Source organism: Barnesiella sp. An22 (genome assembly GCF_963931395.1).
Taxonomy (GTDB): Bacteria; Bacteroidota; Bacteroidia; order Bacteroidales; family Barnesiellaceae; genus Barnesiella; species Barnesiella merdigallinarum.
On record NZ_OZ007014.1, the window covers coordinates 2,847,120 to 2,861,402 of the forward strand.

A 14,283-nucleotide genomic window follows, 5' to 3' on the forward strand; every position below is an offset into this window, starting at 1 on the left:
CAAAGAATTTTATAATAAAACACCAATCCAAAAAACAAACAAAGAGAAATATGGACAAGAAAATGGCTATGCCTTGGGAAGACCGTCCGGCAGGATGCTCGGAGGTTATGTGGCGTTATTCGCAAAATCCGGTAATCGATCGTTACCATATCCCCACCTCGAACAGTATTTTCAACAGTGCCGTAGTGCCTTTCGGCGACGGCTTTGCCGGGGTATTCCGCTGCGACAACCGGGCCGTACAGATGAACATCTTCGCCGGATTCAGCAAAGACGGTATCCACTGGGACATCGAGCACGAGCCCATCCAATTCAAACCGGGCAACACCGATATGATTGAGTCGGAATACAAATACGACCCGCGCGTGACCTGGATCGAAGACCGCTACTGGATTACCTGGTGCAACGGCTACTACGGCCCCACCATCGGCGTAGGCTACACCTTCGACTTCAAGGAGTTCTTCCAGTGCGAAAACGCCCTGCTGCCCTTCAACCGCAACGGCGTGCTCTTCCCCCAGAAGATCAACGGCAAGTATGCCCTGCTGAGCCGCCCCAGCGACAGCGGCCACACCCCCTTCGGCGACATCTACATCAGCTATAGCCCCGACATGAAATACTGGGGCGAACACCGTCACGTGCTCTCGCCCACTCCCTTCCCCGAGAGCGCCTGGCAATGCACCAAGGTAGGTGCCGGTCCCATCCCCATCCTCACCGACGAGGGGTGGTTGCTCTTCTACCACGGTGTCATCACCACCTGCAACGGATTCCGCTACTCGATGGGTGCCGCCATCCTCGACAAGGACGACCCCTCGAAACTGCTCTACCGCACGCGTCCCTACCTGCTCGCCCCCGCCGCTCCCTACGAGCTGCAAGGCGATGTGCCCAACGTCGTATTCCCCTGCGCAGCCCTCACCGACGGCGACCGCGTAGCCGTGTACTACGGTGCGGCCGATACGGTGGTAGGTCTGGCCTTCGGATACATTTCGGAAATCCTCGAGTTTACCAAAAACAACTCTGTATTATGAACATACGCAATCTCATCATTGCGGGTATCTTAACGGCAGTCTCGTCCGTCCCGGCAGTGGCTGGCGAGCCTGTCGCTTATATAAACCCCTTTATCGGTACCACCAACTTCGGTACCACCAACCCCGGGGCCCTCTGTCCCAACGGGCTGATGTCGGTCACCCCCTTCAACGTCATGGGTTCCGACCTCAACGTCTACGACAAGGATGCCCGCTGGTGGTCTACCCCCTACGAGTATCACAACCGCTTCTTCACCGGATTCTCGCACGTGAACCTCAGCGGTGTGGGCTGCCCCGACCTGGGCTCCCTGCTGCTCATGCCCACCAGCGGCGAGCTGTGTGTCGACTACAAGCAGTACGGCAGTGAATACACCCAGGAGGAGGCGCACCCCGGCTACTATGCCAACCGCCTCACCCGCTACGGCATCGACACCGAGGTGAGCGCCACGATGCGCAGCTCGATTGCCCGCTTCACCTACCCCGGCGGCGAGAGCCACGTGCTCCTGAACCTGGGCGAAGGGCTCACCAACGAGAGCGGCGCCACCGTGCGCAAGGTGAGCGACACCGAGTACGAAGGCTGCAAGCTGCTGGGCGGCTTCTGCTACTACAACCGCCAGGGAGTATTCCCCATCTACTTCGTGATTCGGGTCGACAAGAAGCCCCTGCAGTCGGGCTACTGGAAGAAACAGCGCCCCATGACCGGCGTAGAGGCCGAGTGGGACCCCGATAACGGCAAATACAAAATCTACTCGCGCTACACCAAGGAGATGTCGGGCGACGACATTGGTCTATTCTTCACCTACAACACCCAGCCGGGCGAGCAGATACAGGTGCAGATAGGCGTATCGTTCGTGAGCACGGCCAACGCCCGCGAGAACCTCGAGCGGGAACAACAGGGATTCCGGTTCGACCAGGTGGCCCACGACGCCCGCCGGCAGTGGAACGACATACTCTCGCGCGTCGAGGTCGAGGGGGGCACCGACGAACAGAAGACCATCTTCTACACCGCCCTCTATCACATGCTCATCCACCCCAACATCCTGCAGGATGTCAACGGGCAATACCCCGCCATGGAGAGCCAGCAGATACTCACCACCCCGCACAACCGCTACACGGTATTCTCGCTGTGGGATACCTTCCGCAACGTGCACCCCTTCTTCACCCTCGTCTATCCGCAGATGCAGCTCGATATGGCACAGACCCTAATCGACATGTACAACGAGTGCGGCTGGCTGCCCCGCTGGGAGCTCTACGGCAACGAGACCCTCACCATGTCGGGCGACCCGGCCACCATCATGCTGGCCGATACCTGGCTGCGCGGCCTGAAGGGATTCGACGCCGAAACGGCCTACCGGGCCATGGTGAAATCGGCCACCGCCCCGAGCAGCGAGAATATCCTGCGCACCGACAACGACGACTACCTGGCCCTGGGCTATGTGCCCCTGCGCGAACAGTTCGACAACTCGGTATCGCACGCCCTCGAATACTATCTGGCCGACTTTGCCCTATCGCGCTTTGCCGCCGACCTGGGCCACAAGGAGGATGCCAAGCTCTTTGCCGACCGCTCGCTGGGCTACAAACGCTACTACTGCAAAGAGTACGGCACGCTGCGACCCATACTGCCCGACGGCAAGTTCTACACCCCCTTCGACCCCATGCAGGGCATCAACTTCGAGCCCTCGCCCGGGTTCCACGAGGGTAACGCCTGGAACTACACCTTCTACATCCCGCACGACATCGACGGACTCAAGCGCCTCATGGGGGGCGACAAGAAGTTTGCCGCCAAGCTGCGCAAGGTATTCGACGAGAACCTCTACGACCCCGCCAACGAGCCCGACATCACCTACCCCTACCTCTTTGCACAGGTCAAGGGTCAGGAGTGGCGCACCGACTCGCTGGTGAACGTGCTCTTGAAAAAGCACTTCAAGAACCAGCCCGACGGTATCCCCGGCAACGACGACACCGGTACCATGTCGGCCTGGGCCGTATTCAGCATGATGGGCCTCTACCCCGACTGTCCGGGCATCCCCCGCTACACCCTCACGGCCCCCACGTTCGACCGCATCACCCTGCACCTCGACCCGCGCTACTACAAGCACGACACGCTGGTCATCGAGTGTGAGCGCCCCTCGGCCGAGGCCATCTACGTAGACCACGTCGAGGTCAACGGCAAGCGACTCAAAGGCCGCTTTATCTCTCACGACGATTTGGTCAATGCCGGCACCCTCCGGTTCGTCCTCACCGAGAAGAAGAAATAACGCAATCAATCTTTCTTCATAAAACGAAACGGGACCGTCTCCTCACTGGAGCCGGCCCCGTTTTTATTTCAGGTAATATCTACTACTGTGGGAGCGGTTACCCTACTCTATCTTACTCCCACTCGATGGTCGAAGGCGGTTTGGAGCTGATGTCGTAGACTACGCGGTTCACGCCGCGCACCTTGTTGATGATGTCGTTCGACACCTTGGCCAGGAACTCGTAGGGCAGACGGGCCCAGTCGGCCGTCATGCCGTCGGTCGAGAGCACGGCACGCAAGGCTACGGCACGCTCGTAGGTGCGCTCGTCGCCCATCACGCCTACCGACTGTACCGGCAACAGTATCACACCGGCCTGCCAAACCTTGTCGTAGAGGTCGTTGTCGATAAGGCCCTGGATGAAGATGTGGTCGGCATCTTGCAGAATGCGCACCTTCTCGGGGGTGATGTCGCCCAAGATGCGCACACCCAGACCGGGACCGGGGAAGGGGTGACGCCCGATGAGCTTGTTGCTGATGCCCAGCTCGCGGCCCACGCGACGAACTTCGTCCTTGAAGAGCAGGCGCAGGGGCTCTACCAGCTTCAGGTTCATCTTCTCGGGCAGACCGCCCACGTTGTGGTGCGACTTGATGGTCATGCCGGTAATCGAGAGCGACTCGATCACGTCGGGATAGATGGTACCTTGAGCCAGCCACTTGATGTCGGTGAGCTTGCGAGCCTCGCGGTCAAAGATGTCGATGAAGCCCTTGCCGATAATCTTACGCTTCTTCTCGGGGTCGGTTACCCCTTTGAGCTGTTCGTAGAAATACTCCTTGGCATCGATGCCCAGCACGTTGAGCCCCATATCCTTGTAGTTGGCAAGCACGCTTTCGAACTCATTCTTGCGCAGCAGACCGTTGTCGACAAAGATACAGGTGAGGCGGCTGCCGATAGCCTTGTTGAGCAGTACGGCGGCTACGGTCGAATCGACACCGCCCGAGAGGGCCAGCACCACCTTGTCGTTGCCCAGCTTCTCTTGCAACTGGGCCACCGTGTGTTCGATGAACGAGGCGGGAGTCCAGTCCATGTTGCAGTGGCAGATGTCGCGCACGAAGTTGGTGAGCAACAGGGTACCGTCTTCGCTGTGGTATACCTCGGGGTGGAACTGTACGCCCCAGGTCTGCTCGCCCTCGATGTGGAAGGCGGCGGTCTTCACCTCGTGGGTGCTGGCCACGAGTTTGAACGACGGGGGGATGACCGTGATGGAGTCGCCGTGCGACATCCACACCGTAGAGTTCTCGCGCATGCCGTGCATGAGGGGGTCGCTGTCGTCGTGCCAGGCCAGATTGGCGCGCCCGTATTCGCGGGTATCGGCCGACTCGACCTTACCGCCCGAGGTGTGGGCCAGGAACTGCGCTCCGTAGCAGACGCCGAGCACGGGATAGACACCGCGGATACGGCTCAAATCCACAAAGAGTGCCTGAGGGTCGTTCACCGAATAGGGACTTCCCGAGAGAATCACACCCTTGATGCCCTCGTCGCCAAAGGGGAACTTGTTGTAGGGCAAGATTTCGCAGTAGGTATTCAGCTCCCGCAAGCGGCGGGCGATAAGCTGAGTGTACTGGGATCCGAAATCGAGAATAATAATCTTTTCCTGCATAATCGTAGGTCTTTATGTGTGTTGTATATGGTTGTTCATAATCTTTTCGCGTGTCAGTTGCTTGATGTTGTCGGGCTCGCCGGCCAGCCAGATGACGTCGTGAGCCTCGAAACGGATTTGACCGTCGGGCTGGTGGAAGGTACCGTCGGCCCGCTCGATGCCCACAATGAGGCAGTTGTTCTGGTTGCGGATGTTGAGCGACGAACTGGTCTGCCCGATCAGGGGCGAATCGTCGGGCACCACCACATGGGTGAAGGTCACCTCCTTGGCTTCGCTTTCGTCGTCGGTCGAGGCACTGCCCTCGACTACGGCGAGCAACGACTGTATCTGGTCGTCGGTACCGATTACCCCGATGGTGTCGCCGGGGAAGATGCGGGTCTCGCCCTTGGGTATGTTGATGCGTTTCGTTCCGCGCTGGATACTCACCACGTTCACGCCATACTCCTTGCGCAGGTTCGAGTCCATGAGCCGACGGCCGGCAAAAGGACAATCGGCATTCACGTCCATATAGGCCAGGTGCATGTCGCTCACCAGGCTGGTGTTGCGGCCGGTCTTGCGCAACTCGCGCTCGTTGAGATTGTCCATAAAGATGGTCTCGATGCGCATGAACTGCTTCTGAATACGCTTCGACAGCAAGATGAGCACCACGATAAAGATACCCAACCCCAACAGCACGCCGGTGCGTTGCGAGTGTACGATCGAGAGGTAATAGATGACGAAGAAGAGCGCCAACAGAATGCGGAAGACAATCATCAGCGTGAGGGGTACGCGGTTGGCCCGCCCCTCGCCCAGTTTCTTGATGAGGCTCATGTTCACCTCTTTCACCATGAGGGCCCACAGGAAGGGCGACATCGCTACCAGTGTCACCACGGCGGTGATGAGCCGGCCCCAGTCGGGCAGAATATCGAGCATGAGGGGCATGAACCACGATTTCGAAATAAGTATAATAGCCACAATGATGGCCGAATAGAGCACTACCCGCCACAGATATTGGGCAAGCGCCTCTTTCCACACCGCCTTGTGGGGCTTGATTTCGGTTCGGCTCTGACTGTACCGATCGATGGCCGTAAGCCATTTTTCGGGCAGATGACGCTCTACCCACCCATAGGCCGGGTCGGCCAAGCGTATGCAGTAGGGGGTGAGGAAGGTGGTGATGACCGAGACGGCTACCACAATGGGGTAAAGAAACTTGTCAATCACATTCAACGACATACCCAACGAGGCGATGATAAAGGCAAACTCGCCGATTTGCGAGAAGCTGAAACCCGACTGCATCGCGATTTTGAGCGACTGGCCCGAGGCCAGCATACCCACCGTGCCAAAGAATACCTGCCCCACGATAACCACCAGCGACAGCAGGCAGATGGGCAAGGCATATTGGCTCAGGGCATCGGGACTCACAAGCATGCCCACCGACACGAAAAAGATGGCGCCGAAGAGGTCTTTGACCGGGCCCACCACCTTGCCGATGCGTTCGGCCTCGTTGGTCCCCGCCAGAATCGAGCCCATGACGAAGGCACCCAGTGCCGACGAAAAGCCCACGTAGGTAGCCAGCACCACCATACCCAGGCAGAGGCCCATCGAGACAACCAGCAGCGTCTCGTCGTTCAGGAACCGGCGGGCCTTCTTCAAGAAGAGCGGCAGCACGGCAACCCCCACCACAAACCAGATAATCAGGAAAAAGAGCAACTTGGCGACACTCTCGATCAGCGCTGCCCCCTCGAAGGAGTTTTTCACCGCAATCGACGAGAGAATCACCATCATCACCACGGCAAACAGATCCTCGACGATGAGCACACCGAATACCAGATTGGCAAAGGCCTTCTTCCGAAGGTTCAAATCGGTGAAAGCCTTGATGATAATCGTCGTGGACGACATGGAGAGCATGGCGCCCAGAAACACGCTGTCGAGATAGGTAAAGTGCAGCAACCGCCCGGCTCCGTAGCCCACGAGCATCATGCCCGCCACCACAACCAACGCCGTAATTACAGCCGACGAACCCACCTGGAACAACTTCTTGAAACTAAACTCCAACCCCAGCGAAAACAAGAGTACGATAATACCCAGTTCGGCCCACAGGTTAATGTCGGCCTCATCGACAATCGTCGGGAAAAAACCGAAATTGGGCCCCACCAGAAAACCAGCGACAATATAACCCAGAACAACGGGCTGCTTCAGTTTCTTAAACAGCAAGGTCACTACCCCAGCGACAATCAAGATGAGAGCCAAATCGGTAATGAGTGAATCCAATCCTCCCATAATCAAATTTCGTTTTGAAGAGAAATATATTCGGTTCGATAGAGATTACGCATGCGGGCAAAGAGCGATATGAAATCGGTCGTCGAGCGGGCCAGCACGACAAACTTCAGGTCGGTCTTCTGCGCTCCGTAGTCATACTCGACCAGCACGTTGTGCAGGGCCACGTTGTATTGCCCCAGCAACTGTTTATAGCGTTCCAGATCTTCCACAATCTCGCCGGCACGCAGGTGGATGATGCGCCCCTCCCAATCGAGTTTGGCATGCCGCTCGTACTGCTCGAGGCTCACCAGCGTAAACAGGATAAGCACCGTAGAGATGACGGCAACCCAGTAGAGCCCTACCCCCACGGCCAGACCCAGAGCGGCCACCATCCAGATGCCCGCGGCGGTAGTCAATCCCCGCACCGATCCCTTGGTCTGGATTATGGCACCGGCACCCAGGAAACCCACACCCGTAATCACCTGCGCAGCCACCCGGCCGGGGTCGCCGTTTTTCAAACCCAAATAGACTTGTGGAATATAAATCGACACAATCATCGCCAGCGTCGCCCCCATCGAAATCAGGGCAAAGGTGCGGGCTCCGGCCACCTGGCCCTTGCGCTTCCGCTCAAAACCGACGATACCACCCAGCAACAGACTCAGCGCCAGCTTGAATACGGCCGAGGTGGCTGTCACCTCTGTGTCTGAAATCGTTGCCAGAAAATCTTCGAAGATATTCATATCTTACTTTTTAGCTGTACAAAGATAGAAAAAGGTGAGAGCAGAGGCAAACGAAAATACAATTTTTCATTTGTCTCACCCTCGCCTTTTACTATTTTTGTATCATTCAAAAAAAACTCATGATTAAACCTCTCACCTCACTGCGTTTCGTGTTTGCCTTCCTGGTATTCATGAGCCATAAAAACCTCTTCCCACACGAGGCTCCGGGATTTTTGTGGCACATCTTCCGAGAGGGGTATGCCGGAGTGAGTTTCTTTTTCATGTTGAGCGGTTTCATTCTGGCTTATACCTACCAACAGCGACTCATAAGTGGCACGGTGACCGTACGCTCGTTCTATGTAGCACGGATAGCTCGCATCTACCCGCTGCACCTACTGGCTCTGCTGGTATCGCTCTTCCTCTTGCGCTTCTTTACCCACCCATCGGCAAGCGATTTTGGAGAACTGGCACTCAACATTCTGCTGCTGCAAAGTTTCATTCCGGGACAAGAGTTTCTGTTCAACTCGGTGAGTTGGAGCCTCTCCGACGAAGCCTTCTTCTACGCCCTTTTTCCCGTAATTATTTTCTCAACCTTCCGTAACCGACGGCGGGAAGCCCAGACCATGTGGGTAGGGTTGGGGCTGGCCATCGTGCTTTCGGCCTATCTGTTACGAAACAATCTATGGGAACATTGGACGCTCTACATCAATCCCCTTTTCCGCATCTTCGACTTTGTGCTGGGCATTGCACTCTACAACCTCTGCCACCGATGGGAATCGTACCTTCCGCTACAAGGTCGCTATACCCAACTCGAATGGCTAGCCCTGCTCCTAATTATCGTGGCCTACTGCACGGCCTTCTTTATCCCGGTATCCTTTCGCCGCAGCGTGTGGTACTGGTTGCCCATGGGATTGCTCATTGCCTCCTTCTACTTTCACCGCGGAGCCTTGTCGCGACTGCTCTCCCACCCCGTATGTGTCAAACTGGGGGAAATCAGTTTCGCCTTCTATCTGTTTCACTACCTGGTGATACAATGCGTAAAAATCGGGCTGCGACATCTGCATCTCGAGGTCTCGCTCACTATCGAATTTTTCATTGCCCTTGCTGTGAGCATCGCCACGGCTTATATCGCACATCAGTATATCGAGCAACCTCTGAACCGACTGATTCGCAAACGCTTCTCATCCTAAAACAAACAAAAGAGGCGACAACCCCGCGGGTCATCGCCTCTCGTTTATCTCGATATATGTCATTTACTGTACACCCGAAGTGGTTACTTCCGACGAAATCTTCTTTACCAAACCTTGCAGTACGGCACCGGGACCTACCTCGATGAAGGTATCGGCACCGGCAGCAATCATGTTTTGAACCGATTGCGTCCAACGTACGGGAGCGGTCAACTGAGCGATCAGGTTCTTCTTGATCTCATCGGGGTCGGTCTGCGGTTGAGCGTTCACGTTTTGATAAACGGGGCACTTGGGCGTGTGGAAGTTGGTGTGAGCGATAGCGTCGGCCAATTCGGCACGAGCGGGCTCCATCAGCGGCGAGTGGAAAGCACCGCCCACTTTCAGCGGGAGGGCACGTTTGGCGCCGGCGGCTTTCATCAGTTCGCAAGCCTTGTTGATGCCTTCAATGCTACCCGAAATCACAATCTGTCCCGGGCAGTTGTAGTTGGCGGCTACACAAACTTCGCCTTCGGCGGCTACCGATGCGCAGATTTCTTCTACTTTCGCATCCGGCAGGGCAATGATGGCTGCCATGGTAGAGGGATGAGCTTCGCAAGCCTTCTGCATGGCCTGAGCACGAGCCGAAACCAGACGTACACCGTCTTCAAACGAGAGAGCACCGGCAGCTACCAGAGCCGAGAACTCACCCAGCGAGTGACCGGCAACCATGTCGGGGTCGAAGGCGTCGCCCATCGTCTTGGCCAGAATGACCGAGTGCAGGAAGATGGCCGGCTGAGTAACCTTGGTTTGACGCAGGTCCTCGTCGGTACCGTTAAACATCAGGTCGGTGATATTGAAACCCAATATCTCGTTGGCCTTATCAAACATCTCTTTGGCTACGGGGTTGTTCTCGTAGAGGTCTTTACCCATACCTACGAATTGGGCCCCTTGTCCGGGAAATACAAATGCTTTCATTTCTATTGTTTTTAATTACGGAAATTTTTCCTTATTCCAAAATCGTTGCAAAGTTAAATCAATTTATCAGGATGAGCAAACTTTTACATATCAATATCATTTTTAACCGGGAGAATAATCGTAAACAGACATCCTCCCCACCTCCATGCAAAAGAATTACGTCGCGCCTAACCCCGACAACAGCCATGTGCCGGGAGACAGATTGTACCACCAACGAAATCTACCGCTGCAACCGAACCTATTCGTGAGCCGATGTGTTAATCAATTTTGATATGGATTTGTTGTATTATACAAATATTCTTTCTTATTTTGTTCCGTAAACACTAAACTGGTATACAAAAATGAATACACTCTCTGCAATATTGCTGCTTTTTGGTAACTTGGGAACGACCGAAATAATTATAATCCTGATTATATTTTTGCTTTTATTCGGCGGTAAAAAGATACCCGAACTGATGCACGGTCTGGGCAAAGGCGTGCGCAGTTTCAAAAAGGGCATGAACGAACTCGAAGACGAAATCAATACCCCTCTTGCCCCCGACAACAAGGAGAAATCGAAAGAGCAACCCAAGGAGGGAAACAAATAAATACGACGGCTTTGCTACTACCCGTCGGGCACATCGGTAAAAATCGAACTTTGTCGCCGTGCGGTTCTCACACTGCAGGCCGAACTGTTGTATTTGTATGAGCAACGAACTGAAAGAGATGAGTTTTTGGGAACACGTCGAAGACCTGCGTAAGGTTATCTTGCGTTCGGTCGGAGCTATCGTCGTGCTGGCCATCGTCTTCTTTGCACTCATGCCCCATATCTTCGACAGCATTATTCTGGCTCCCTGCCACTCCGACTTCATTCTGTACCGGTGGCTCTGCGCACTCAACCAGCACACGGCCATCCTGCCCGACTTTTGCAACGACCAGTTCGAGGTCAAACTCATCAACATACAACTGGCCTCGCAGTTCTTTATTCACATGAGTACCTCCATGTGGCTTGCCCTGCTGGTGGCTTTTCCTTACATCATCTATGAACTGTGGACTTTCATCAGTCCCGGACTCTATGCGGGCGAGAAACGTCACGCCCGGGGTGCCTTCCTGGCCGGGAACATCATGTTTTTCATCGGTATTGCCGTCGGCTATTTTCTAGTATTCCCCCTCACCCTGAGGTTCCTGGCCGAGTATCAGGTGAGCGAAATGGTGCCCAACCAGATTTCGCTCGACTCTTACATGAACAACTTCCTTACGCTCAACTTCGTCATGGGGTTGGTCTTCGAGTTGCCGCTCCTCTGCTGGCTGCTCTCGAACATGGGGCTCATCTCGCGGCAATTCTTCAAGACTTACCGCCGCCACGCCATCGTCATTCTGCTCATTCTAGCCGCCTTTATCACCCCCTCGAGCGATCCCTTCACCCTTTCGGTCGTATTCATCCCGCTCTATGCTCTCTACGAAATCAGTGCCTGGGTGGTGAAACCCACCCCCAAAGAGGAGGAAGAGGAGGATGACAACGAGAACTCTCCCGCTTAAAACCAATCTCTGAAAGCTGGCACACGGGCCTTGCTGATGATGACCTTCTCGGTCGTAGGGGGTGTGAGTTGCAGCACCATGCGCCCGCCAAACCAGAGGCTCACGCCGGTAACGGCCTTGTGGGCAATGATGTATTGCCGGTTGGCCCTGTAAAAGTGGCGGGGGTTGAGCTGTTCGGCCAACTCGTCGAGAGTTTGCTGAAAGTCGAATGTCTCGCCCGACTGCATCACGGCCTTGACCGAACCGCCATCGATGTAGAAATAGCTGATTTGCTCCACACTCACGGGCACGAAGCGGTCGCCCTTGACGGGGACCAGGAAGTGGGTTTTGTAACTCTCCTCCCGCTTCAAGGCCCGCATCACCGCCTGCAGGTCGGCAGCCGGTTGCGGGGTGCCGCCCAGCATCTTCAGTTTGTCGATGGCCTTCTGCAGGTCGCCGCTGCCGATGGGTTTCAACAGATAGGCGATGCTGTTCACCCGGAAAGCCTGCAAGGCATACTCGTCGTAGGCGGTGGTAAAGATGATGGGACAGGTGATGTCGATATGCTCGAAGATACCGAAAGCCGACCCGTCGGCCAGGTGTATATCCATGAATACCAGCTCGGGCATGGGATGAGCAGCAAACCACTCCAGCGCACCGGTCACACTGTCGGTCTCGCCTACGATGTCGAACTCGGCATCGACCTCTTTCATGGCCGCCTTCAGGTTGCGCAGGGCCGCTTTTTCGTCTTCTATAATCAAGGTCTTCATATCAACGGCAAAGTTACTTTAAAGTTTTTCTCGCTCTCCTCGATGGTGATGTCGCGCCCGAAAAGCAAGCGGTAGCGCTTGGAGAGGTTGGCCAGCCCGATGCAGGTACTGCTGCTGTCGGTCAGTTTGGGTTGCAGGCGGTTGCTCACACACAGTCCGTCGCCCTCGGCACCGATGCGTATGGTGAGCGGGTTGCGGTTGCTGATTTCGTTGTGTTTCACCGCATTTTCGACCAGCATCTGCACCGCCATCAGCGGCACTTGACGCTGCATCAAGACTTGCGGAATGTCGATGTCGAAGTGCAGGTTATCCTCATAGCGCATCTGCAGCAGATAGATGTACGACTGCACGAAGTCCATCTCCTCCCGCAGGGTGACGGTGTGCGTCTGGTTGTCGTGCAGCGTGTAGCGCATCACCCGCGAGAGCTCCTGCAGATAGTTCTGCGCCTTGTCGGGCGACTCCCGAATGAGCGAATAGAGCGTGTTGAGCGAGTTGAAGAGCATGTGCGGGTTGAGCTGGCTCTTCAAGGCCTCGTACTGGTTGACGAGATTTTCGGTGCGCAACTGTTCGTTCTCGAGCAACATGCGCTGGCTGCGTCGACTCTGGTGGTCCAAATAACTGGTGCCCGTAACGATACAGGCAATGAGTATGTCGCGCAACGGATGCAGGTAGTGATGCAACATGGCCGTGATGGCCGGGACTCCGAAATGTTCATGGGCATAAACAAAACCTTTGCCCAACAGATTACAGGCGACCAGCGTAACGACAAAGGTCACCGCCACCCGCCGCCAGCTCAACTCGGCCGTCGGCTTGTTGAGCCTCATCATCCCGATATTCAGGAAGAACAGCAGCACGGTAGAGAGATAGGTAAACAGTATCTCGTAACTGACGTTGGCCCAATGTACATCGGGGAAGAGGCGGCTGCCCGCCTCGGGCTCGGAGAGCGCAATCAGCTCGGGCAGGTGCATGAGGAATGCCACCAGAATGGAGATGGCATTCATCATCAGGAGGAATCGCTTATGGATGTGAAACAACTTCATGCCCCAAAGTTATCATTTTTTATCCGTAATCGTGGCAGCCACATACATTCCCGGTCTGAAATTGGAGTAGGGTTGCAGAATGCGGGCATAGACCTTGATGGAACGGTTGACGTTGTCGACCATCTGGTCTACCGAAACAAGCTCGGCCGAGAAGGTGGTATCGGGCATGCCGTTGACCTTGAAGGTGAAGCGGGTACCCGGCTGCAGTTTGTTCAGGTCTTTTTCGTAGGCCGTCAGCTGCAACATGGGGTTGTTCTTGTCGATGACGTCGCAAACAGGTTCACCCGCAGCAAAATACTTACCGGCGTTGATGTCCATGTTGGTCACATAACCATTGCGCGGAGAGCGTACCTCCAGATAGGTGCGTATGCCTTTCCGGTTCAGCGACGCCGTGTCGGTACCCAGCAGGGCAAGTTGTGCGGCGGCCGCTTCCATGCGGCTCTTCATCGACAGGTAGTCGGCCTTGCTCTGTTGCAGACGCTTGAGCGAAGCCGATTCGCCCGATACCAGACGTTGCTGACGCTCATACTCCTTCTTGAGATATTCGGCCTGAGCGGCGGCATCGAGATAGGATTGCTGGAGCTCGATATAGGCCGGATTGGCCAGCGTAAGAATCACCTCGCCCTTGCTCACATACTTGCCGGGCAAGACCCGAATATCCTGCACCGAACCGCCCATACTCAGCGTAACGGTGACGTGATTTTGCGGCGGCATCACGATAATGCCGTTGAACGACGGCGGATTGGAGACGTTGGTGGCTCCGCTCACGCCATCGACCTTAGGGGTCTGGGCACTGTCGCCCGAGGCTTGTGCCACGGTGTCGGCCGGAGCAGCCGACCCGGCCGACGGAGTCGACGAATTGGAACACGATACGGCCAGCAAGGCAAGGGCCACGTAAATCATTCGTTGTTTCATCAGGTTCATTCTGTTATTCATTGTTCTTTGAGTTTTTGAGGTTGGGTAAT

General features: G+C 55.6%; 12 protein-coding genes. 5 read left to right on the forward strand and 7 right to left on the reverse strand.

Annotation, left to right across the window (positions count from 1 at the left end; all coding sequences use genetic code 11):
• Positions 1-50 precede the first annotated feature (50 nt).
• The gene (locus ABGT88_RS11790) at positions 51-1,022 is read left to right on the forward strand and encodes a glycoside hydrolase family 130 protein (protein ID WP_346702288.1); all 972 of its coding nucleotides are present in this window, start codon (positions 51-53) and stop codon (positions 1,020-1,022) included.
• Complete coding sequence (locus tag ABGT88_RS11795; protein ID WP_346702290.1) at positions 1,019-3,277, forward strand: GH92 family glycosyl hydrolase; 2,259 nt, start codon at positions 1,019-1,021, stop codon at positions 3,275-3,277. The genes ABGT88_RS11790 and ABGT88_RS11795 overlap by 4 nt, the downstream gene beginning before the upstream one ends.
• 112 nt (positions 3,278-3,389) lie before the next feature.
• On the opposite strand, the gene guaA is transcribed toward ABGT88_RS11795, so the two are convergent.
• The 3 genes from guaA to ABGT88_RS11810 are packed head-to-tail and all read right to left on the reverse strand — an operon-like array spanning position 3,390 to position 7,891.
• Entirely contained in the window at positions 3,390-4,913 is a 1,524-nt protein-coding gene (gene guaA, locus ABGT88_RS11800) for a glutamine-hydrolyzing GMP synthase (RefSeq protein WP_346702292.1), read from the reverse strand.
• Between the two features lie 12 nt (positions 4,914-4,925).
• Positions 4,926-7,172, reverse strand: coding sequence for a cation:proton antiporter (locus tag ABGT88_RS11805; RefSeq protein ID WP_346702294.1), 2,247 nt, complete (start codon positions 7,170-7,172; stop codon positions 4,926-4,928).
• A gap of 2 nt (positions 7,173-7,174) precedes the next feature.
• Positions 7,175-7,891: an MgtC/SapB family protein gene (locus ABGT88_RS11810; protein ID WP_298662500.1), complete on the reverse strand. Its 717-nt coding sequence runs from the start codon at positions 7,889-7,891 to the stop codon at positions 7,175-7,177.
• Positions 7,892-8,010: 119 nt separating this feature from the next.
• Here ABGT88_RS11810 and ABGT88_RS11815 point away from each other — a divergent pair, with 119 nt between their 5' ends.
• Positions 8,011-9,060: an acyltransferase gene (locus ABGT88_RS11815; protein WP_087408346.1), complete on the forward strand. Its 1,050-nt coding sequence runs from the start codon at positions 8,011-8,013 to the stop codon at positions 9,058-9,060.
• Between the two features lie 63 nt (positions 9,061-9,123).
• Here the strand turns inward: ABGT88_RS11815 and fabD are convergent, their stop codons facing one another.
• The gene (fabD, locus tag ABGT88_RS11820) at positions 9,124-10,011 is read right to left on the reverse strand and encodes an ACP S-malonyltransferase (RefSeq protein WP_087408345.1); all 888 of its coding nucleotides are present in this window, start codon (positions 10,009-10,011) and stop codon (positions 9,124-9,126) included.
• Between the two features lie 341 nt (positions 10,012-10,352).
• Between fabD and ABGT88_RS11825 the strand changes: the two genes are divergently transcribed.
• A complete protein-coding gene (locus tag ABGT88_RS11825; protein WP_346702297.1) occupies positions 10,353-10,598 on the forward strand; it encodes a twin-arginine translocase TatA/TatE family subunit in 246 nt (81 codons plus the stop codon).
• Positions 10,599-10,695: 97 nt separating this feature from the next.
• On the forward strand, positions 10,696-11,529 hold the full coding sequence (tatC, locus tag ABGT88_RS11830; protein ID WP_300132630.1) for a twin-arginine translocase subunit TatC: 834 nt from the start codon (positions 10,696-10,698) through the stop codon (positions 11,527-11,529).
• Here tatC and ABGT88_RS11835 read toward each other — a convergent pair.
• The 3 genes from ABGT88_RS11835 to ABGT88_RS11845 are packed head-to-tail and all read right to left on the reverse strand — an operon-like array spanning position 11,526 to position 14,254.
• Positions 11,526-12,278 (reverse strand): LytTR family DNA-binding domain-containing protein, encoded by a 753-nt coding sequence (locus ABGT88_RS11835; RefSeq protein WP_346702300.1) that lies wholly within the window; start codon positions 12,276-12,278, stop codon positions 11,526-11,528. The two genes, tatC and ABGT88_RS11835, sit on opposite strands and share 4 nt — an antisense overlap.
• Positions 12,275-13,318: a histidine kinase gene (locus tag ABGT88_RS11840; protein WP_346702302.1), complete on the reverse strand. Its 1,044-nt coding sequence runs from the start codon at positions 13,316-13,318 to the stop codon at positions 12,275-12,277. Before ABGT88_RS11840 ends, ABGT88_RS11835 begins: the two co-directional genes overlap by 4 nt.
• 12 nt (positions 13,319-13,330) lie before the next feature.
• A complete protein-coding gene (locus ABGT88_RS11845; RefSeq protein ID WP_241147813.1) occupies positions 13,331-14,254 on the reverse strand; it encodes an efflux RND transporter periplasmic adaptor subunit in 924 nt (307 codons plus the stop codon).
• Positions 14,255-14,283: the final 29 nt, after the last annotated feature.

What these genes read in the sequence shown, in the direction of transcription:
- fabD (WP_087408345.1), bottom strand. Translation starts at nt 10,011, where the DNA reads ATGAAAGCATTTGTATTTCCCGGACAAGGGGCCCAATTCGTAGGTATG.
- ABGT88_RS11810 (WP_298662500.1), bottom strand. Translation starts at nt 7,891, where the DNA reads ATGAATATCTTCGAAGATTTTCTGGCAACGATTTCAGACACAGAGGTG.
- guaA (WP_346702292.1), bottom strand. Translation starts at nt 4,913, where the DNA reads ATGCAGGAAAAGATTATTATTCTCGATTTCGGATCCCAGTACACTCAG.
- ABGT88_RS11825 (WP_346702297.1), top strand. Translation starts at nt 10,353, where the DNA reads ATGAATACACTCTCTGCAATATTGCTGCTTTTTGGTAACTTGGGAACG.
- ABGT88_RS11835 (WP_346702300.1), bottom strand. Translation starts at nt 12,278, where the DNA reads ATGAAGACCTTGATTATAGAAGACGAAAAAGCGGCCCTGCGCAACCTG.
- ABGT88_RS11845 (WP_241147813.1), bottom strand. Translation starts at nt 14,254, where the DNA reads ATGAATAACAGAATGAACCTGATGAAACAACGAATGATTTACGTGGCC.
- ABGT88_RS11790 (WP_346702288.1), top strand. Translation starts at nt 51, where the DNA reads ATGGACAAGAAAATGGCTATGCCTTGGGAAGACCGTCCGGCAGGATGC.
- ABGT88_RS11815 (WP_087408346.1), top strand. Translation starts at nt 8,011, where the DNA reads ATGATTAAACCTCTCACCTCACTGCGTTTCGTGTTTGCCTTCCTGGTA.
- ABGT88_RS11795 (WP_346702290.1), top strand. Translation starts at nt 1,019, where the DNA reads ATGAACATACGCAATCTCATCATTGCGGGTATCTTAACGGCAGTCTCG.
- tatC (WP_300132630.1), top strand. Translation starts at nt 10,696, where the DNA reads ATGAGCAACGAACTGAAAGAGATGAGTTTTTGGGAACACGTCGAAGAC.
- ABGT88_RS11805 (WP_346702294.1), bottom strand. Translation starts at nt 7,172, where the DNA reads ATGGGAGGATTGGATTCACTCATTACCGATTTGGCTCTCATCTTGATT.
- ABGT88_RS11840 (WP_346702302.1), bottom strand. Translation starts at nt 13,318, where the DNA reads ATGAAGTTGTTTCACATCCATAAGCGATTCCTCCTGATGATGAATGCC.